The organism is Streptosporangium jomthongense (assembly GCF_042650425.1).
In the GTDB taxonomy this organism is placed as follows: Bacteria; Actinomycetota; Actinomycetes; order Streptosporangiales; family Streptosporangiaceae; genus Streptosporangium.
This window is the reverse complement of record NZ_JBHSBC010000012.1, coordinates 642,036-660,430: the sequence shown is the minus strand read 5'-3', so window position 1 is coordinate 660,430 and position 18,395 is coordinate 642,036. Positions and strand designations below refer to the sequence as shown.

Below are 18,395 nucleotides of genomic sequence, written 5' to 3'. Positions count from 1 at the left end.
CCGTGTCCCGGGGCGCTCGGTTCGCCGCCGTGCCGCTGCCCGCCCCTGGCTCTGCCGCCCGTGGCCTGGCCTCGGCAACCGCATCTTTTCATCTGTCTGTGCCGCTCGTGACCCGCACGGGTCAGCCCGCGTAACGCTCCGCGAGGCCGACGAGGGTGCGGGTGATCGCACCGGTGCCGCCCTTGGGGGTGTAGCCGTGCGCCTCGCCCTTGTTGAAGGCGGGGCCCGCCATGTCGATGTGGGCCCAGCGGACGCCGTCGGGCACGAACTCCCGCAGGAAGATCGCCGCGGTCAGCATGCCGCCCCAGCGCTCGGGGTGCAGGTTGGCGATGTCGGCCACAGGGGAGTCGAGACCCTTGCGGAGTTCCTCGGGCAGGGGCATGCCCCAGGCGCCCTCGCCCTGCTCGCCCGCGACCTCGACGACCTCCTCGCGCAGCGCGTCGTCGTTGGACATGACCCCGGAGGTGCGCCAGCCGAGCGCGACGAGCTGCGCGCCGGTGAGGGTGGCGACGTCCACGATCACGTCGGGGGAGTCCTGCGCGGCCCTGGCGATGCCGTCGATCAGCACCAGGCGGCCCTCGGCGTCGGTGTCGAGCACCTCGACGGTCTTGCCCGCGAAGCTGGTGAACACGTCGGAGGGGCGCTGGGCGGTGCCGCTGGGCATGTTCTCCGCCAGGCAGAGGTAGCCGACGGCGTTGACCTTGAGGCCCAGCTTGGCGATGGCGACGAGCGCGCCGAAGACCGCGCCCGCGCCGCCCATGTCTGACTTCATCCAGTCCATCGAGGCCGACGGCTTGAGCGACAGGCCGCCGGAGTCGAAGGTGATGCCCTTGCCGACGAACGCGACCGTCTTGGCGGCCTCGGGGTGGCTGTAGGCGAGGCGGACCAGGCGGGGCGGGTTGGCCGAGCCCTGGCCGACGGCCACGATGCCGCCGTAGCCGCCCTCCTTGAGGGCCTTCTCGTCCAGCACCTCGACCGAGAGGCCTGCCGCGGAGCCGGTCTGCTCGGCGATCTCGGCGAAGCGGGCGGGCCACAGGTCGGAGGGCGGGGTGTTGACCAGGTCGCGCACGAGAGAGACCGACTCCGAGACGGTGACGGCCCGCTCGACCGCCGCCTGGGCGTCCTCGGCGCCGCTCAGCACGGTCAGCTCCCCGACCGGGGCGGGCTGCTCGCCGTCGGTGCGGTACTTGGTGAAGGAGTAGGCGCCGAGCAGGCCGCCCAGCGCGAGAGCTCCGACCTGCCGGGCGTCCGCCGCGGGCAGGGCGAGCGCGACGCGGGCCGTGCCCGCCAGGGCGCGTACGGCCACGCCGGCCGTACGGCGCAGCGCCTCGGCGTCGTAGCCCGCACCGTCGGCGGGGGCGTCGCCGAGGCCGACGACCACCAGGAGCGGGGCGGCCAGCGCGCCGAAGGTCGGAACCTTGGCGACCTCGCCGGATCTGCCCTTGACGCCTATGGCGTCGAGTGTCGCGGCCAGCTTGCCGTTCAGCGCATCGTCCAGTCCCTCGGCGCCGGGGGCGAGACGGGGACCGTCCTCACCGGAGTGGACGCCGACGACCAGCGCATCGGTTTCGAACGAGACGACGTTGTCAGTTGAATTCACCCGCACAGTGGTCACGCGCCCGATGCTAGCCGTGCTTGCGCCGTACGCATAAACGAGGGTTCGTCCTATGAATTGGCTGGACGGCGATGAAGCTACTCGAATTAGCACCATTCGGGCGATGGTGCTAGTGTCGCTATCACTATGTTGCTCTCTTTGGACCTCAACGATCCGCGGCCGCTGCACGACCAGGTCGCGGGGGCGGTCCGCCGCGCCATCGCGGATGGCTCCTACCGGCCGGGCGACCGGCTGCCGCCCGCCCGGGATCTGGCGGACGCGCTGGGCATCAACGCCAACACCGTGCTGCGCGCGCTGCGCGACCTGCGGGACGAGGGGCTGCTGGAGTTCCGCAGGGGCCGGGGGGTCAGCGTGCTCAGCAGGCCGGACGCCAGGGCCGTGCTGGCGGAGGCGGCGCGTGAACTGCTCGCCGAGGCCGACCGGTACGGCTACGGCCCCGAGGAAGTGATCCACATCATCAGGGAGCTGACATGACCCCTCGCGCCACGGCTCCCGACCCGCTCGTCTCTACGGAAGGAGGCGCGATGACCTCCAAGGGCCGCGCCGCCCTCGCCCTCGGCTGGGGCACCCTCGTCACCGCCGCCGTCGCCGGCGTCCCGCTCGCCCTGCGGGACCGTCTGCCCGACCCGCTCGCCACCCACTGGAGCGGCGCGGGCACCCCGGACGGGCACCTCTCCTTCACCGCCTCCCTGTGGGCGGGCCTGGCCCTGTGGGGGGTCGCCTGGGTCGTCCTGACCGCCCTCGCCCTGTGGGGACCGGCGCTCGACACCCGCCTCGGGCGTGCGAGCTGGTCGGGCTTCCTGTTCGGCTGGGCCGTGCTGGCCGTCGGCGTGCAGGTCTCGACCGTCGCCGCCAACCTCGACGTCGCCGACTGGCGCCAGGCCGGGTTGCCCCCCTGGCAGGTGGCCGTGGTCGTCTTCGCCGCGCTCGCGGCCGGCGTGCTGGCGGGGGCGCTGGGCAGGGGCGGTCCCGACCCGCGCCGTGACCCGGACGCCCTGCCGGCCGTGCGACTGCGTCCTGGGCGGCGCTCGGTCTGGGTGAGCCGCGCGAGCAACGGCTGGCTGGTCGGGCTTTCCCTGGTGGCCCTGGCCGGAGCCCTGGTCTGCGCGGGGCTCGCCGTGATCGGGCTGCTGTCCGGGCCCGGCCTGGTCGCCCTGGCCGGGCTGTCCCTGGCGGCGCTGCTCGGGCTGGCCACCTGCTCGACCCGTGTCCGGGTCGACGAGAACGGCCTGCGCGTCGGCCTCGGCCCGTTCGGCGGCCTCGCGCGCCGTACGCCCATCGACAGGATCGAGTCCGCCTGGGTCGAGACGCGCAGCCCGGCCGAGGTCGGCGGCTGGGGGATACGGGGCCTGCCCGGCACGGGCAGGGTCACGTTCATGCTGCGCGGCGGCGAGTGCCTGGTCATCCGGCGCGTCACCGGGGGCGAGTTCGCGGTCTCCGTCGACGACGCGAGCCACGGCGCCGCCCTGCTGAACGCCTACGTCGCCGAAGCCGCCCACTGACTCGCGGGACACGTCCGCGAACCCTCCAAGGAAGTGGTGTCATGCCCCGTCGTTCCACGGATCTGTGGTTGTTCCTGATCGTCACGTTCGGCCTGTCCTGGCTTTTCGCCCTGCCGGTCTGGCTGACCGGTTCCCCGCTCGGCTCCCCGTCGCTGGTGGTGACGGCCGCCGTGATGATGTTCACCCCCACGCTCGGCGTCCTGGCCGTCCGGATGTACGGCAGGCGCCGGGGCGAGCCGGGCACCACCTGGCGTGAGTGGGCCGGGCGCACCGGCCTGACGCTGGGGGAGCGGCGGGGCCGTACGGCGGCTCTCTTCGCGCTGGCCTGGTTCGGCGTGCCGCTGCTCGTGGTCGTGGCGATCGCGCTCAGCGCCGCCCTGGGGCTGTTCGGTCTCGATCTCGACGGGTTCAGCCTGTTCAGGCAGAGCCTGGAGCAGGCTGCCCCGGGACGGCCCCTGCCGTCGTCGCCGGAGGCGCTGGTCGCCGTCCAGATCGCGCTCGCGGTCTTCCTCGCGCCGCTGGTCAACGTCATTCCGGCCTTCGGCGAGGAGTGGGGCTGGCGGGGGTGGCTGCTGCCGAGGCTGATGCCGCTGGGCACCTGGCGGGCGATCCTGGTCTCCGGGGTGATCTGGGGGGCCTGGCACGCCCCGCTCACCCTGCGCGGCTACAACTACCCGGAACTCGGCGCCTGGGCGGCCCCCTTCTTCGTGGTGTTCTGCGTCGCCTTCGGCGCCCTGCTCGGCTGGCTGCGCCTTCGCTCGGGCAGCGTCTGGCCCGCCGCCGTCGGCCACGGCGCCCTGAACGCCTCCGGAACCCTGATCCTGCTGGTCGCCGACGCGGCGCACCCGCCGAACCTGGTCGTCGCCGGGATCACCGGCCTGGTGGGTTCGGCGCTGGTGGCCGTGCTCTCGCTCCTGCTGTTCACCCGCGCCCCGGTGCGGCTCGCCGTACCGGCGCCGAACTGAGTCAGCCGCCCGTCGCGCACACCACGAGCGCCGCGGCGGTCGCGGTCTCGACGAGCGCGCCGAGCACATCCCCGGTGACGCCGCCGAGCCGTCGTACGGCCCGCCGCCGCAGGGCCCAGGCCGCCAGCAGGCCCACCAGGACGGCGAGGACGGCTCGCGGACCGGCCAGGGCGGCTCCCAGGAGCGTCAGCGCCGTCACCGCGAGCGCGGGGCCGGGCCGTACGGTGCCGGCCACCAGGCTGCCGAGTCCGCCGGGACGGGCGGCGGGCACCCCGGAACGGCAGGCCCAGGTGAGGGCGAGTCTGCCCGTGGCGCACGCGGTCACCAGCGCGGCGGGGCCCGTTCCCGAGGCCGTCACCTGCGCCAGGGCCGTCACCTGGATCAGCAGGGTGAGGACCAGCGTCACCACACCGAACGGCCCGATGTCGGATTTTTTCATGATGTCGAGCGCCTGTTCGGCGGGTTTGGCGCTGCCCAGCCCGTCGGCCAGGTCGGCCAGCCCGTCCAGGTGCAGGCCCCGGGTGAGCAGCGCCAGGGCCGCGACGGCCAGCGCCGAGGCGAGCGGGGGAGCCAGGCCGAGCCACACCGCCACGGCGAGCACGGCCGCGCAGGCACCGCCGAGCAGCGCCCCGGCGAAGGGGGCGGCCGTCATCGCGACGCCCCCGGCCCGGCGGTCGACGACCCCGATCCCGGCGGGCAGGACGCTCAGCGTCCCGGCCGCCAGGCGCAGGCCGTCGGCGAACGTCGAGGGCCGCCCCTCCGGCGGCGGGTCACCGGGCACGGTCGTCGGTCCTCATCAGGCGGTCCTCATCAGACGGGCAGGGGCATCGGGCGGCCCGCGACGACCAGGGCGACGTCCTCGGGCGCGGCGGCCAGCCGCCGGTTCAGCGCGCCGAGGGCGTCACGGAACATCCGGCCGCTCGCCGTCGCGGGCACCACGCCGAGCCCGACCTCGTCGGAGACCGCGACCACCCGGCGGCGGACCCGCCGCCAGGCCTCGACCAGCTCGTCGAAGCGGGTCTCGACCGCGGGAAGGCCGTGATCACCGGACCAGGCCCCGCACTCGTCGAAGACCGCGGCGACCCAGGTCCCGAGCCCGTCGACGAGCAGCGGAACCGGTGAGTCACGCAGCAGCCCGGCCAGGTCGGTGCTCTCGACCGTCTCCCAGCGGGCGGGCCTGCGTTCCCGGTGCGCCCTGACCCGGCGGGCCCACTCGTCGTCCCCGTCGCCGCTCGGGCCGGTCGCCACGTAGCGGACCTCGGGTTCGGCCGCAAGCCTCAGCTCCGCCTCGGCCGACTTGCCCGAGCGGGACCCGCCGAGCAGCAGCGTCCGCCGGGGAGGCGCGCAGGGGGCGGGCGCGGGCTCGTCCAGGTCGAGGACCGTCCCGTCGGGTACGGTCCGCACGCCCCACAGCGCGGTCCGCCTGGCCAGCTCCGCCTCGGAGGGCACCCGGTGGTCCAGGTGCGCGGCGACCACGTGGGTCGCGTCGGTGACCAGGCCCCGGCGGCGCAGGCCGCCGAGCAGCTCGGGCCGGTCGAGCACGTCGACCAGCACCAGGTCGCACGCCCGCCCGGCGGGACCGTCCAAGGACCGGACGTGGGGCGGGACGGCGTACAGGACGCGGTGGCCGCCGGGGCAGGTGAGCAGCAGGCCGCCCGGGTCGGCGAAGACCCGGTGCCCCGCCGGGAGGGGGCCGCCGGACAGATCGTGCGGGAGCCGTACCGCTCCGTCGAGGACGATCTCGGCGGGGCGCCGGTCGCCGGGGGAGAGGCGGGAGCACGAGGCGCATCCACATCCGGGAACCGGCCATCCCTCGGCGCCCGCCGTACCGGAGAACAGGACCTTCACGGGCCCAGCGTACGGCCAACCCCCGGGGCGGCCTCGGGCGATGTAGGGTTCGCTGAGCCGCCGGAAAGACGTCGGGAAGACACCGGAAGGCACAGCCGGACCTCTGAGAAGGAGCGCGTGGCATGACGTGGCACTGGCGTTACGAAGACGCGAACGGCGGCGAGGTGACCGAGGGGGTCACGCCGTCCGACGCGTTCCCCAGCCAGGCGGACGCGGAGTCGTGGCTCGGCGAGAGCTGGCGTGAGCTGCTCGACGCGGGTGTCGAGAGCGTCACGCTCCTTGAGGACGGCCGGGTCGAGTACGCGAACATGTCGCTGCGCCCCGAGTGAGCCGTGCTCTCCCGTGGCTCCTGTCGGGGCCACGGGAGAGGGGTGAGCTAGGGGCGCTTCTGCGGGCTCACGGTCTTGGCCGGGTCGCGTTCGGCCACGGCGCCGATGATCTCGTCGATCCTGGCGAGCACGTCCTCACCCAGCTTGACCCCGGAGGCCCCGACGTTGTCGCGGACCTGCTCGGGCCTGGTCGCGCCGACGATCGCCGAGGACACGTTCGGGTTCTGCAGCACCCACGCGACCGCGAGCTGGGCCATGGTCAGGCCGAGGTCGGAGGCGATCGGCTTGAGCTGCTGGACCCGGGTGAGCAGGTCGTCGTCCATCATCCGGGAGATGAAGCCGCCTCCGGTGGGGTCGGTGGCCCTGGATCCGGCGGGCGGGGGCTGACCCGGGAGATACTTGCCGGTGAGCACGCCCTGGGCGATCGGGGACCAGACGACCTGGCCGAGGCCCTCCTTCTCGCACAGCGGCACGACCTCGGCCTCGATGACCCGCCACAGCATCGAGTACTGCGGCTGGTTGGAGACCAGGCGGTCGAAGCCCATGTCGTCGGCGATCCGCAGCGCCGCGGCGATCTGGTCCGCGGTCCACTCGCTGACGCCGACGTAGAGGACCTTGCCCTGCCGTACGAGGTCGTCGAAGGTCTTGAGGGTCTCTTCGAGCGGAGTCTCGTAGTCGAACCGGTGGGCCTGGTAGAGGTCCACGTAGTCGGTCTGCAGGCGGCGCAGCGAGCCGTGGATCGACTCGGTGATGTGCTTGCGCGACAGGCCGCGGTCGTTGGGGCCGCTTCCGGTCGGCCAGTAGACCTTGGTGAAGATCTCCAGGGACTCGCGGCGCACACCCTTCAGCGCCCGGCCGAGCACCTCCTCTGCCTTGGTGCCCGCGTAGACGTCCGCGGTGTCGAAGGTGGTGATCCCCTCGTCGAGGGCCGCCCGCACGCACTCCTTGGCGGCGTCCTCCTCGACCTGGGAGCCATGGGTGATCCAGTTGCCGTAGCTGATCTCACTGACCTTGAGGCCGCTACGGCCGAGGTGACGGAATTCCATGCCCTGACCCTAGTAGGCGTCATAGAACAGAGGGATTCGGGATACTCTGCCCGGCGTGTCGCGGTTGATCACTTCTAGATGGGTACGGCTCGCACTGGTGGCCGCCGTGGTGACGGCGGTCGTCGTGGCGGTCCTGCGCCTGCGCCGTCCTCCGGCGGTCCGGCGTCAGGAGGGCCTTCCCGAACCGTCCCGCGCCGAGACCGCCGCGGCCCCCGGCGTGCGGGCGGCCCCCGAACCGAGGGCGTGGCCTCCCGCCCCGATCCTCGGTACGCCGAACGCCGAGATCCTCAAGGGGTACGCGACCGTCACCAGGCCTCCCGCCTTCCTCACCCGGCAGGCCGTACCGCGTACGCCGCTCGACGGGGCCGCCAGGCGCGTGCTGACCCGCTGGGCCGCGGCCGCGTGCGCGCTGGGCCTGCTGGCCGTGGGCGCCCAGGTCCTGGACGACGCGGTCTTCTCCGGCAGGAGGCACGCGGGGGAGCCGTGCGCGGGGGAGACGGTCTGTCAGAGGGCCGCGGCGCCGGTGACGGAGATCCTGGAGACGCCCGCGCCGGCCGTCCCGGACGCCGACTGCGACCCGGCGGCGCGTACCCCGCACCGCAGGCCGGTCAGCCCCAGGGTGACCAGGGCGGTCGACCGGCAGTGGAACAGGATAGAGAGGTGGCTGAGGGCCAACACCCCGCGGACCTACCGCGCGCTCAGTGCCCCCGCAAGGTCCGGGACCATCGCCGTCGCCGAGGCTCAGATGGGCCTGCGCCTGCCCGACGACCTGCGCGCCTCCCTGCTGCGGCACAACGGCGGGGCGCCTCTCCTGATGGGGGAGAGCCCGCTGGACGTCAGGGGGATCCGCGACACCTGGCGGACGCTGTGCGAGGTCGACGGCGTCGACGGATACACGGGTGAGGAGATCGGCGAGAGGTCGGAGTGGTGGGACGGGCGGATGATCCCGTTCACCGCGGACGGCACCGGTTGCCATCTGCTCATCGACTCGGTCGCGCGCGACGTGGGAGGAAAGTGCGAGGACGAGCCGATCGGCTTCACGCCGGGCGGGGTTCGCCTGAGGTCCTACTACGCGCTGCTGAAGGCGACCGCCGACGCGCTGGAGACCGGCGGGAGGATCGGCTACTGGAGGCCGAGGGCGGCCGGCGGCGCGCTGGACTGGGAGATCGTCGACGCCGGAGCCGAGGCCGAGTACGCCGATCCGTGACATGCCGTGACATGCCACGGGCCCCGGTCCGTGTGGACGGGGCCCGTTCCGCGTTCTACTTCTTGGGCGGGACCGGCTTGCCGCCGGGCAGGAGGGTAGGCGGCGGGAAGCGCAGCTTGCGGATCTGCAGCGCGCGCATCGCGGCGTAGAAGCCGATGCCCTTGAGGTTGTCCGAGGGGAACTTCTCCTCGGCCAGCCGCTTGATCTTCCAGCCCACCCAGATCGAGGTCATCAGCACGCCGATCATCATGAGCGGCCAGCCGATCGTGATGACGGCGACGTAGATCTGGCCGCGGATCTGCTCGGGGAAGGGGACCCAGGTCACCAGCAGGATGAACAGGGAGAAGGGCAGGAAGTACTGACTGGGCAGGCGCCGGGAGTCGACCCAGTCCCGGGCGAACTTGCGGGCCGGGCCCCGGTCACGCGCGGGGAAGTATCGCTCGTCGCCACGCAGCATGCCCTCGCGGGCCTTGACGCGCTCGGTGGCCTGGCGCTCACGGAGCTGCCGGTAGGCCTCCTTGCGGTTCTGGGGGGCGTTCACCGGCTGACGGCGGCGCCCCTCGGCGTCGCGGCGCTTGGGTGTGGGACGCCCCTTGCCCGCAGGCTTAGGATCGTTGACGGAGACGGGGGAGTCGTCCGCGGTGGTCTGGGTACGTCGGAACACATCGTCAGCCTACCGGGAGTGCAACTTAGTGACGCCCTCGTGCGTTATGCGTAGGGTGAACCTAGGTGGCTCCGGTGCTTAGCTTGGGGGGCTGGAATCACTGGGGTGACCCGAAGCGCATTTGAAGAAGGGGACGGCCGACGCGCATGAGCGTGATGAAGAGACTTTCAATGATCTTCAAGTCCAAGGCGAACAACGCCTTGGACAAGATGGAGGATCCGCGCGAGACCCTCGACTACTCCTACCAGCGTCAGTTGGAGTTGTTGCAGAAGGTGCGCCGTGGTGTGGCCGATGTCGCCACCTCGCGCAAGCGGGTGGAACTGCAGATCAACCAGATCGAGGCTCAGGCACGCAAGCTTGAGGAGCAGGGCCGTAAGGCGCTGGGGGTCGGCCGTGAGGACCTGGCCCGTGAGGCGCTGACCCGCCGGTCGAGCCTGCAGACCCAGATCGCCGAGCTCCGGGTGCAGCACGACAACCTCCAGGGTGAGGAGGAGAAGCTCACCACCGCCTCGCACCGCCTGCAGGCCAAGGTCGACTCCTTCCGTACGCGCAAGGAGACGATCAAGGCGACCTACACCGCCGCCGAGGCGCAGACCCGCATCAACGAGGCCTTCTCCGGCATCTCCGAGGAGATGGGCGACGTCGGCCTGGCGATCCAGCGGGCCGAGGACAAGACCGCCTCGATGCAGGCCCGCGCGGGCGCCATCGACGAGCTGCTCGCCAGCGGCGCGCTCGACGACTTCAGCGGCCAGCGCGGCGACGACATCCAGGCCGAGCTCGACCGCATGGGCGGCGGGCACGACGTGGAGCTGGAGATCGCCCGGATGAAGGCCGAACTCGGCCAGGGCCCCGCGCCGAAGAGCGCGATCGAGCAGGGCCCGTCCCAGCAGGGCTACCAGCAGCAGCCTCACCAGCAGCCGCAGCAGCAGCCCCAGGGCACCCAGCAGTTCCGCCAGCCGGGGGAGGGGCTGTGATCGTACGAATCATGGGCGAGGGGCAGATCGCCATCGACGAGGCCGACCTCGACGTTCTCAACACCCTCGACGGCGAGCTTGAGGCCGCCATCGCCGCCGAGGACGAGGCCGCCTTCCGGAGCAGGCTGCACGACCTGCTCGACAAGGTCCGCCACGTCGGCAAGGCGCTTCCCGACGACAGTCTGGAGCCGTCCGAGCTGATTTTGCCTCCGGCAGACGCTTCCATGGACGAAGTGCGGGAGATGCTCGGTGATGAGGGCCTGATTCCCGGATAGTTTGGGCATATGGCACATACCCGGTTCGCCCCGGACCGGGGCCTGACCAACCGCATGGTCCTGACCATGTTCCTGCTGGGCCTGCTCTACGTCGTGTTCGTCGGCGTACTGGTGGCGCTGGGCGTCCAAGCCGTCGTGGTGCTGCTCATCGCGGGTGCCATGCTCCTGGTGCAGTACTTCATGTCCGACCGCATCGCGTTGTTCGCGATGCACGGGCGTGTCGTCGGCCCCCAGGAGGCGCCGGAGCTGCACGGCGTGATCGACCGGCTCTGCGCCATGGCCGACATGCCCAAGCCGCGGGTGGCGATCGCCGACTCGGACGTCCCGAACGCGTTCGCCACCGGCCGCAACCAGAAGAACGCCGTGGTCTGCGCGACCACGGGCCTGCTGCGGCGCCTGGACCGCGCCGAGCTCGAAGGCGTGCTCGCCCACGAGATGTCCCACGTGGCCCACCGTGACGTCGCGGTGATGACGATCGCCTCATTCCTGGGCATCGTCGCCGGGCTGATGACCAGGGTCGCGCTCTACAGCGGTCTCGGTGGGCGCAGGGACAACCAGAACGGGCCGCCGATCGGCCTGATCGTGATGCTGGTCTCCGTCCTGGTCTACGCGGTCAGCTTCCTGCTCACCCGCGCCCTGTCGCGCTACCGCGAGCTGGCCGCCGACCGCGCGGGGGCGCTGCTGACCCAGCGGCCGTCGGCCCTGGCCAGCGCGCTGGTCAAGGTCTCCGGTGACATGGCCCGTATCCCGACCAGGGACCTGCGCGAGGCGGAGCCGTTCAACGCGTTCTTCTTCGTCCCCGCGCTCGCGGGTCGCGCGGGAGCCTCCCTGGCCTCGCTGCTGGCCACCCACCCCCCGCTCGACCGGCGTCTTGAGCAGCTGCGGAGGATCTCCGGCCAGCTCGGCCAGGGGGTGTGAGCCGGTGGCCAGATGGTGGGACGCGCTGCTTGGCCGTACCGACCCCGTCAAGCCCGACCTGGACGCGCTGTTCGCGCTGCCGTCGGCCGCGGTGACCCTGCAGGCCGCGACCGGCCTTGAGCCGAACGGGGTGGGGTCCGTCTGCTTCCGCTCCGCGGAGGGCGGGGCGTTCAGCGCTCTGGAACACGACGTCGTGGAACTGCTCGCCACAGGCGAGGGACCGCCGGTCGAGGAGGTCAGGGACTCCTACGGCTACACCTGGCTGGTGGTGCGCCGTGACCCCGGCGCGCTCGGCGGCCTGGTCACCGACCTGCACGCGGTCAACTCCTCCCTGGAGGTGGCGGGCTTCGGCCCGTCCCTGCTCTGCTCGCTGGTCACCTTCACCGGCTCGGCCTCCCCGGGAGGGGGGATCGCGTTGGTCTACCTCTACAAACGGGGCACCTTCTACCCGTTCGCGCCGATGCCCGGCCGGCGCAGGGACAACCCGCTGGAGCTTCAGGTGCGCGGCGCGCTCGCCGGGGAGCTGAAGATCGAGCCCGACCTCGGCCGCTGGTTCCCCCTCTGGGGCGCCCCCGGGCTGTGACCGGTGCGCTCCAGGCGAGGTGTGACGAAGGCCGCCGCCCTGGCGTTCCTCCTGGCGGGCCTGTGTTACACGGCCTGGGCGCCGCTGCAGTTCCTCAACCCGCGGGTGGACCGTTCCCTCTCCTATCTCAGCGAACTGGCCGCCGTGGACCAGCCGTGGTCGTGGCTGGTGCGCTGCGCCGACGTGCTGGCCGGGGCCGCCTGTCTGGCCGGGGTCGCCCTGGCGCCCGACGAGCGTCCCGGTGGGGCGGGCGCGGCCGGCTGGCTCGGCCTGGCGCTGTTCGGGACGATGACGGTGCTGGACGCGGGTGTCTTCCCGCTGGACTGCGCGGTGCTGAGCGACCCCTCGTGCGCCGCGGCGGAGGCGGCGGGCCGTCTGTCCGTCTCCCACACCGTCCACGCGGCGGTCAGCTCCCTGGCCCTCGCGGGGGCCGGGCTCAGCCTCGTCGCGCTGCCGGTGAGCGCGCTGCGGCGGCGCCGCCTGCTCCCGCTGGGGTACGGCGGTGCCGTACTGGCCGTTCTGATGGCCGCCGCGACGGCGTGGACACTCATCCTGGTCGCCGAGGCGGAGGAAGGCGTGCCCGGTGTCCCCGTCGGTCTCGCCCAGCGTCTGCAGGTCGGGGTCGTGGCGCTCTGGCTGCTGCTGGCCGGGGCCGCGCTGTGGCGCGACAGGACACGCGTGGTCCCGCAGAGGTCGCACGTCCTGCTCCAGGGGACGGGAACGCCGCCGGTGGTGATCTGCGCGGGAATGGCCGGGGCGTGGTTCCACTGGGGCCGGGTCGCCGAGGACCTTCGCTCCGACCACCTGGTGATCCGTTTCGACCGTCCCGGCCTCGGGCTCAGCTCGGGCCACCCGGGGCCGCCGTCCCTGGCCGAGGAGGCGGGACGGATCGCCGCGCTGGCGCGCAGGCCGATCGTGGTCGGTCACTCCGTCGCGGCCTTCCACGCCGAGGCCTTCGCCAGACTCAACCCCGGCGGGGTCGCGGGCCTGGTCCTGGTCGATCCGAGCTGCGAACGGCCGGCCGGGCGCGGGGGCGGGACGCGGGCCGCACGGGGGGCCGTGCGCGGTGCCGTGCAGAGGGCACTGCCCGCGCTGGGCGGGACGTTCGGCGCGACCGCGCTCGCCCGTCTGGTCCTGCCTTCGGCGCACCGCCTCCTCATGGGGCCGCACGAGGAGGCCGGGCTCGTGTACGGCAGGGGCCGGGTGCTGGCCGCGGCACTGGCCGAGTGGCTCGCCTACCCGGAGATGGCCGCGGAACTCGACGAACTACGCCGCGCCCGCCCCCTGCCCCCGGTCCCGGTCGTCGTGCTCAGCGCGGGATCCGGCGACGCCTGCCACCGCGACCTGGCCCGGCTGCTCGGCGCCCGGCTGGTCCCGCTGGCGGACAGCGGGCACGAGGTACAGCTCGACCGGCCGGAGGCGGTCGCCGAGGCGGTCAGGACACTCGACGTCCCGCGCGACACACCTCCCGTGGCCGGGCACTGATGCACTGACCGTGACTATTTGCCGTCACAATGGAGCCTAAAAGGCCCCTAAAGGGAGGGTAGGTATGCCGGACCTTGCGTCCTTGCGGTCTGGAGATCCCGAGCAGGTCCGGGAGTACCGGCTCACCGCGCGGCTCGGCGAGGGCGGGCAGGGAACGGTCTACCTCGGCGTCTCCCCGACGGGTGCCCAGGTCGCGGTCAAACTGCTGCGGGCCGATCTGGCACAGGACGTCGAGGCGATGGAGCGCTTCGTCCGCGAGGTCAGCACGGCCAGACGGGTCGCGCCGTTCTGCACCGCCGCGGTCATCGACACCGGGATGGACCGTAACCGCCCCTACATCGTCAGCGAGTACATCGACGGCCCGACGCTGGCGGAGGTCGTGGCCGCCGAGGGGCCGCGTGAGGGCTCGGCGCTGCACCGCCTGGCGATCGGCACGGTGACCGCGCTCGTCGCGATCCACCAGGCGGGGATCGTGCACCGGGACTTCAAGCCGTCCAACGTGCTGCTGGCCCCCGACGGGCCCCGGGTGATCGACTTCGGCATCGCCAAGGCGCTGGACCGGACCTCGACGCTGACCGCCACGGCGATCGGCACCCCCTCCTACATGACGCCCGAGCAACTCGCCGGGGAGACGGCGGGGTCGCCCGCGGACATGTTCGCCTGGGGCTGCACGATGGTCTTCGCGGCCACCGGCAGTCCTCCGTTCGGCACGGACAGCCTGCCCGCGATCTTCAACCGCATCATGAACCTTGAGCCCGACCTGCGGGCCATCGCCGACCCGGCGCTGCGCGAACTGGTCGGCCAGTGCCTGGCCAAGGACCCCGCCGTACGGCCGAGCGCGGGGGACGCCCTGCTGCGGCTGCTCGGTCACGCGGGCACCGTACCGGGCGGCATGCCGGGCACCGCGGCGGGAACCGTCCCAGGCACCGCGGCACCGGCGGCGCCCGGGGGCATCCTCGCCGAGGGGTCGGCCGCCGCCGCCCAGCGGACGGGCCCCGGCGGGTACGGCCAGGCGCCCCCTCAGCAGCCCCGGTTCCCCCAGCAGCACCACCAGCAGCCCGGACCGCCCGTCCAGGAGGCCTACCCGCAGGCTCCGTTCTACGGCCGCCCCGACCAGACGGGGCCCGGCGCGCTGGGAACGGTCCCGGCGGGACGGCCGTCCTACCCGGTTCCCGGGCCCGGTTACCCGCAGTCGCCCGCGCCGGGCTACCCGCCCCACGGGGCGGCGCCGTACGGGAACAAGGGGCGGCGGGGGGTCTGGATCGCGCTCGCGGCGGGCCTCGTCGTCCTGCTGGCCGGGGGCGGCCTCGCGCTGACGCTGGTGAACGGGGAGCCGGAGACGGGCAGCGAGACGGGCGTGATCGACGTCGCGGAGACCGGTGACCCGGTGAAGCCGGACCGGAGCGACGCGCCGCCGACGCAGGACCCCACGGTCGCCGACCCGCCGCGGCAGACGAACAAGATCAAGCTGCCGGGCAGTTCGATCACGCTCCACGAGAACCCGGACGACCCGATCAAGCTCACCGCCTACAGCCTCGACTGGGACAAGACCCTCTACACGCGTTCCCGGGCCGGCGCCTTCAGCAAGAACGACAAGTACTTCCAGTACGTGGTCAACACCGAGGGCACCAAGGCACTGGGGGTCGACAGGCAGTACGACTCGGGCAACTACGCCGTCGTCTCCCTCGTCGACCGGAGCGACAACTCCGTGACGCCGCTCAGGATCGCCAAGACGCCGGTCTACGCGACCGTCCCCCAGTGGTCCCCGGACGGCACCCGTGGCCTGGTGACGCTGTACGAGTCGGCGGGCAAGACCAGCAAGGAGTACGGCTACGCGATCATCGACATAGCCAAGAAGAAGGTCAGGACCGTCCGGGTCAAGGAGAAGGACGCCGGGAAGTGGAGCTACTTCTGGCGGGGGGACGGCAAGGCGGTCGGCACCTGGGCGCTCACCGGCAAGACCAAGCGCATCCGCTTCTACGACCTGCAGGGCACGGTCCTGCAGACCCTGCTCGACGTGGGCACCCCGCTCACCGTCGAGGGCGACGACGTCTCCCCCTCGGGCACGTTGATCATGACCTACTGCAAGCAGGACGACAAGAAGGTCTGCGTCTGGTCCACCGTCGCCGACGCGGACGCCCAGCACCGGGTCCCGTTCGAGACCGACCGGCTCATCGGCTGGTACGACGACACGCACATCGCGGGCTGGCGGCGCAAGGGGAGCGGCTACGAGGCCGTGGTGATCGACTTCGAGGGACGCGTCAAGCGGGTCCTGGCTACCACGACCAACGCCGAGGAGTACAAGAAGCAGTACATGCGCTTCACCCGCGCCGACTGACGGCCCGATCCCCAAGTCTCCGCAAGACACGGCGGACGGCGCCGGGCTTCTCCCCGGCGCCACCGCTCCGCCGTGGTGCCATGAGCCTATGATCAAGTTGTCTCACATCACGGCCGCGGGGGCCGCCGTGGCCGCCGCGGTGTTCGTCACCGCGGGGCCGCTCGGCGGGGCCGCGTCCGCAGACACCGCTTTCGGCACCGCTTTCGACACCGGGAGGACGGTCATGGAGGAGAACCGAGACCAGGTGACGGTCGTGGGGGAGGGCAGTGTCTCCTCGGCTCCCGACGTCATGCGCCTGAACACCGGTGTCGAGGTGCGCCACGCGAGCGCGAGCCAGGCCTTCGCCGAGGCCAGGGCCGCCGCGGCCAGGCTGACCACGGCGCTGAGGGGGGTGGGCGTCGCCGCCGAGGACCTGCGCACGAACGAGTTGTCCCTGGGGCCCGAGTACGAGACCTACCCCAAGGTCTCCGCCTACCGGGCGGCCCAGGGCGTCGAGGCCGTGGTGCGTGACTTGGAGAGCGCCGACAGGGTCATCGAGGCCGCGGTGGCCGTGGGTGAGGAGGTGCGCCTGAACGGCCTGTCCTTCGAGGTCTCCGACAGCCGTGGCGCGCTCGGGGCGGCACGCGACCTGGCCTTCGCCGACGCCAGGGCCCGCGCCGAGCAGTACGCGAGGCTGGCGGGCCGCCGGCTGGGCCGGGTCGTGGCGATCGCCGAGGAGAACGTCACCCCGCCCAGGCCGGTGTCCTACGGGGCGGGGTTCGCCGCGGAGAAGGCCTCCGTCAGCCCCGGCCAGCAGACCGTCTCCGTCAGCGTCAGGGTGGTCTACGGGCTCGACTGAGCCCCGCTGAGCCCCGCCCGGGGCCCCACAGCGGGGGCCCCGGCGAAAGAGGGTCAGGGCAGGGCGAGCATGCGGTCCAGGGCGACCTTGGCCCAGCGGGTGGTCTCCGGGTCCACGGTGATCTGGTTGACCGTCTGGCCCGCCGCCAGCGACTCCAGCGCCCACACCAGGTGCGGCAGGTCGATCCGGTTCATCGTCGAGCAGTAGCAGACGGTCTTGTCGAGGAACGTCACGTTCTTGTCGGGGAACATCTGCCCCAGCCGCTTGACCAGGTTCAGCTCGGTGCCGACCGCCCAGGACGACCCGGCGGGGGCCTCCTTCAGCCTGTTGATGATGTACTCGGTCGATCCGACGTAATCGGCCTTGGTGACGACCTCGTGCCTGCACTCGGGGTGGACCAGCACGTTGACGCCGGGGATGCGCTCACGCACCTCGTCGACGCACTCGGCGGTGAAACGGCCGTGGACCGAGCAGTGCCCCTTCCACAGGATCATCTTGGCGTTCTGGAGCTGCTCGGCGGTCAGGCCGCCGTTGGGCCGGTGCGGGTTGTAGACGACGCAGTCGTCGAGGGACAGGCCCATCTCCAGCACCGCGGTGTTGCGCCCCAGGTGCTGGTCGGGCAGGAACAGCACCTTCTCCCCACGGGAGAAGGCCCATTCGAGGGCGCGCCTGGCGTTGGAGGAGGTGCACACGGCGCCGCCGTTGCGCCCGCAGAAGGCCTTGATGTCGGCGCTTGAGTTCATGTAGGTGACCGGGACGGTCGTCTCGGCGATCCCGGCGTCCTGCAACGCCTCCCAGCACTCCTCGACCTGGTCGAAGGTGGCCATGTCCGCCATCGAGCACCCGGCGGCCATGTCGGGCAGCACGACCTTCTGGTCGTCGTTGGTGAGGATGTCGGCGGACTCGGCCATGAAGTGCACGCCGCAGAAGACGATGTACTCGGCCTGCGGCCTGGCCGCGGCGTCGCGGGCCAGCTTGAAGGAGTCGCCGGTCACGTCGGCGAACTGGATGACCTCGTCACGCTGGTAGTGGTGGCCGAGGACGAAGACCCGCTCCCCGAGCGCCGCCTTGGCCCGCCTGGCACGCTCGACGAGCGCCGGGTCCGAGGCGGTCGGCAGCTCCCCGGGACAGTCGACACCGCGCTCGCTGTGCGGGTCTGTCCCCCTGCCGAGGACGAAAAGCGGAAGGCCGGTCTCGGTGGTCGTCACGACCACACCCCCTTATCGTCGAACTGACGACTAATGATGACACACGCCTCCGGGGGTTTTATTCCGGGGTGGGGAAGGGCCGAAGCCCCAGGAATGTGTAGCGGTCTGCACGTGTTGGTAGCGTCTAAGAAGGACGTCACACACAGACAGCCGACCCGTCCGGGCGGCTGACGCAGACGCGGGAGTCACCACATGTCGGTTGAGAGCAGCGAGACCAAGACGCAGGGCCTGGTCCTCAGTGACGCGGCCGCGGCCAAGGTCAAGAGCCTGCTGGAGCAGCAGGGCGAGGAAGGCCTCAAGCTGCGCGTGGCCGTGCAGCCCGGTGGCTGCTCGGGCCTGCGCTACCAGCTCTTCTTCGACGACCGTTCGATGGACGGCGACGTCGTCTCGGACTTCGACGGTGTCAGCGTTGTCACCGATCGGATGAGCGCGCCGTACCTCGGTGGCGCGACCATCGACTTCGTCGACACGATCGAGAAGCAGGGCTTCACGATCGACAACCCGAACGCCACCGGTTCCTGTGCCTGCGGCGACTCGTTCAACTAACGGACGCACGCGGACAGTCCGCGGCAAGTGACATACGGCGGCCCCGCGGGGTGA

At 72.2% G+C, this 18,395-nt stretch carries 19 protein-coding genes; 13 read left to right on the top strand and 6 right to left on the bottom strand.

Annotated elements, in window-relative coordinates; translation table 11 throughout:
- Positions 1-121 precede the first annotated feature (121 nt).
- The gene (locus ACFOYY_RS14715; RefSeq protein ID WP_386190048.1) at positions 122-1,615 is read right to left on the bottom strand and encodes a leucyl aminopeptidase; all 1,494 of its coding nucleotides are present in this window, start codon (positions 1,613-1,615) and stop codon (positions 122-124) included.
- Between the two features lie 126 nt (positions 1,616-1,741).
- Between ACFOYY_RS14715 and ACFOYY_RS14710 the strand changes: the two genes are divergently transcribed.
- The 3 genes from ACFOYY_RS14710 to ACFOYY_RS14700 are packed head-to-tail and all read left to right on the top strand — an operon-like array spanning position 1,742 to position 4,082.
- Entirely contained in the window at positions 1,742-2,089 is a 348-nt protein-coding gene (locus ACFOYY_RS14710) for a GntR family transcriptional regulator (protein WP_362775255.1), read from the top strand.
- A 50-nt stretch (positions 2,090-2,139) separates the two neighbouring features.
- Positions 2,140-3,117: a hypothetical protein gene (locus ACFOYY_RS14705; RefSeq protein ID WP_386190047.1), complete on the top strand. Its 978-nt coding sequence runs from the start codon at positions 2,140-2,142 to the stop codon at positions 3,115-3,117.
- Positions 3,118-3,158: 41 nt separating this feature from the next.
- Positions 3,159-4,082 (top strand): CPBP family intramembrane glutamic endopeptidase, encoded by a 924-nt coding sequence (locus ACFOYY_RS14700; protein ID WP_386190046.1) that lies wholly within the window; start codon positions 3,159-3,161, stop codon positions 4,080-4,082.
- A gap of 1 nt (position 4,083) precedes the next feature.
- Here ACFOYY_RS14700 and ACFOYY_RS14695 read toward each other — a convergent pair whose 3' ends face one another.
- Positions 4,084-4,863 (bottom strand): adenosylcobinamide-GDP ribazoletransferase, encoded by a 780-nt coding sequence (locus ACFOYY_RS14695; RefSeq protein WP_386190045.1) that lies wholly within the window; start codon positions 4,861-4,863, stop codon positions 4,084-4,086.
- A 29-nt stretch (positions 4,864-4,892) separates the two neighbouring features.
- Positions 4,893-5,930 (bottom strand): bifunctional adenosylcobinamide kinase/adenosylcobinamide-phosphate guanylyltransferase, encoded by a 1,038-nt coding sequence (locus tag ACFOYY_RS14690; protein ID WP_386190044.1) that lies wholly within the window; start codon positions 5,928-5,930, stop codon positions 4,893-4,895.
- Positions 5,931-6,052: 122 nt separating this feature from the next.
- Between ACFOYY_RS14690 and ACFOYY_RS14685 the strand changes: the two genes are divergently transcribed.
- Positions 6,053-6,259, top strand: coding sequence for a hypothetical protein (locus tag ACFOYY_RS14685; RefSeq protein ID WP_352008822.1), 207 nt, complete (start codon positions 6,053-6,055; stop codon positions 6,257-6,259).
- Between the two features lie 47 nt (positions 6,260-6,306).
- Here ACFOYY_RS14685 and ACFOYY_RS14680 read toward each other — a convergent pair whose 3' ends face one another.
- Entirely contained in the window at positions 6,307-7,305 is a 999-nt protein-coding gene (locus ACFOYY_RS14680) for an aldo/keto reductase family protein (protein WP_386190043.1), read from the bottom strand.
- 55 nt (positions 7,306-7,360) lie between these two features.
- Here ACFOYY_RS14680 and ACFOYY_RS14675 point away from each other — a divergent pair, with 55 nt between their 5' ends.
- Positions 7,361-8,512, top strand: a complete 1,152-nt coding sequence (locus ACFOYY_RS14675) for an SMI1/KNR4 family protein (protein WP_386190042.1) — start codon at positions 7,361-7,363, stop codon at positions 8,510-8,512.
- Between the two features lie 55 nt (positions 8,513-8,567).
- Here ACFOYY_RS14675 and ACFOYY_RS14670 read toward each other — a convergent pair whose 3' ends face one another.
- Positions 8,568-9,176, bottom strand: coding sequence for a DUF3043 domain-containing protein (locus tag ACFOYY_RS14670; RefSeq protein WP_352008825.1), 609 nt, complete (start codon positions 9,174-9,176; stop codon positions 8,568-8,570).
- A gap of 170 nt (positions 9,177-9,346) precedes the next feature.
- Here ACFOYY_RS14670 and ACFOYY_RS14665 point away from each other — a divergent pair, with 170 nt between their 5' ends.
- The 7 genes from ACFOYY_RS14665 to ACFOYY_RS14635 all read left to right on the top strand — a co-directional run bounded on the left by ACFOYY_RS14665 (position 9,347) and on the right by ACFOYY_RS14635 (position 16,587).
- Positions 9,347-10,150 carry a PspA/IM30 family protein gene (locus ACFOYY_RS14665; protein WP_386190060.1) on the top strand — a complete coding sequence of 268 codons (804 nt, stop codon included), beginning with the start codon at positions 9,347-9,349 and terminating at the stop codon, positions 10,148-10,150.
- Positions 10,147-10,425, top strand: coding sequence for a PspA-associated protein PspAA (gene pspAA, locus ACFOYY_RS14660; protein WP_352008827.1), 279 nt, complete (start codon positions 10,147-10,149; stop codon positions 10,423-10,425). The genes ACFOYY_RS14665 and pspAA overlap by 4 nt, the downstream gene beginning before the upstream one ends.
- Positions 10,426-10,434: 9 nt before the next feature.
- The gene (gene htpX, locus ACFOYY_RS14655; RefSeq protein WP_352008828.1) at positions 10,435-11,343 is read left to right on the top strand and encodes a zinc metalloprotease HtpX; all 909 of its coding nucleotides are present in this window, start codon (positions 10,435-10,437) and stop codon (positions 11,341-11,343) included.
- A 4-nt stretch (positions 11,344-11,347) separates the two neighbouring features.
- Entirely contained in the window at positions 11,348-11,926 is a 579-nt protein-coding gene (gene pspAB / locus ACFOYY_RS14650; protein WP_352008829.1) for a PspA-associated protein PspAB, read from the top strand.
- Positions 11,927-11,947: 21 nt separating this feature from the next.
- A complete protein-coding gene (locus tag ACFOYY_RS14645) occupies positions 11,948-13,411 on the top strand; it encodes an alpha/beta fold hydrolase (protein ID WP_386190041.1) in 1,464 nt (487 codons plus the stop codon).
- A gap of 82 nt (positions 13,412-13,493) precedes the next feature.
- On the top strand, positions 13,494-15,749 hold the full coding sequence (locus ACFOYY_RS14640; RefSeq protein WP_386190040.1) for a serine/threonine protein kinase: 2,256 nt from the start codon (positions 13,494-13,496) through the stop codon (positions 15,747-15,749).
- An 88-nt stretch (positions 15,750-15,837) separates the two neighbouring features.
- Positions 15,838-16,587, top strand: a complete 750-nt coding sequence (locus ACFOYY_RS14635) for an SIMPL domain-containing protein (RefSeq protein WP_362910536.1) — start codon at positions 15,838-15,840, stop codon at positions 16,585-16,587.
- A 53-nt stretch (positions 16,588-16,640) separates the two neighbouring features.
- Here the strand turns inward: ACFOYY_RS14635 and nadA are convergent, their stop codons facing one another.
- A complete protein-coding gene (nadA, locus tag ACFOYY_RS14630; RefSeq protein ID WP_352008833.1) occupies positions 16,641-17,795 on the bottom strand; it encodes a quinolinate synthase NadA in 1,155 nt (384 codons plus the stop codon).
- Positions 17,796-17,987: 192 nt separating this feature from the next.
- On the opposite strand from nadA, the gene erpA reads away from it, so the two are divergent.
- Positions 17,988-18,341, top strand: coding sequence for an iron-sulfur cluster insertion protein ErpA (erpA, locus tag ACFOYY_RS14625; protein WP_352008834.1), 354 nt, complete (start codon positions 17,988-17,990; stop codon positions 18,339-18,341).
- Positions 18,342-18,395 lie beyond the last annotated feature (54 nt).

Excerpts from the sequence above, each read along its gene's own strand:
- htpX (WP_352008828.1), top strand. The coding sequence starts at position 10,435 with ATGGCACATACCCGGTTCGCCCCGGACCGGGGCCTGACCAACCGCATG.
- ACFOYY_RS14665 (WP_386190060.1), top strand. The coding sequence starts at position 9,347 with ATGATCTTCAAGTCCAAGGCGAACAACGCCTTGGACAAGATGGAGGAT.
- erpA (WP_352008834.1), top strand. The coding sequence starts at position 17,988 with ATGTCGGTTGAGAGCAGCGAGACCAAGACGCAGGGCCTGGTCCTCAGT.
- ACFOYY_RS14635 (WP_362910536.1), top strand. The coding sequence starts at position 15,838 with ATGATCAAGTTGTCTCACATCACGGCCGCGGGGGCCGCCGTGGCCGCC.
- ACFOYY_RS14700 (WP_386190046.1), top strand. The coding sequence starts at position 3,159 with ATGCCCCGTCGTTCCACGGATCTGTGGTTGTTCCTGATCGTCACGTTC.
- ACFOYY_RS14705 (WP_386190047.1), top strand. The coding sequence starts at position 2,140 with ATGACCTCCAAGGGCCGCGCCGCCCTCGCCCTCGGCTGGGGCACCCTC.
- ACFOYY_RS14710 (WP_362775255.1), top strand. The coding sequence starts at position 1,742 with ATGTTGCTCTCTTTGGACCTCAACGATCCGCGGCCGCTGCACGACCAG.
- ACFOYY_RS14680 (WP_386190043.1), bottom strand. The coding sequence starts at position 7,305 with ATGGAATTCCGTCACCTCGGCCGTAGCGGCCTCAAGGTCAGTGAGATC.
- ACFOYY_RS14685 (WP_352008822.1), top strand. The coding sequence starts at position 6,053 with ATGACGTGGCACTGGCGTTACGAAGACGCGAACGGCGGCGAGGTGACC.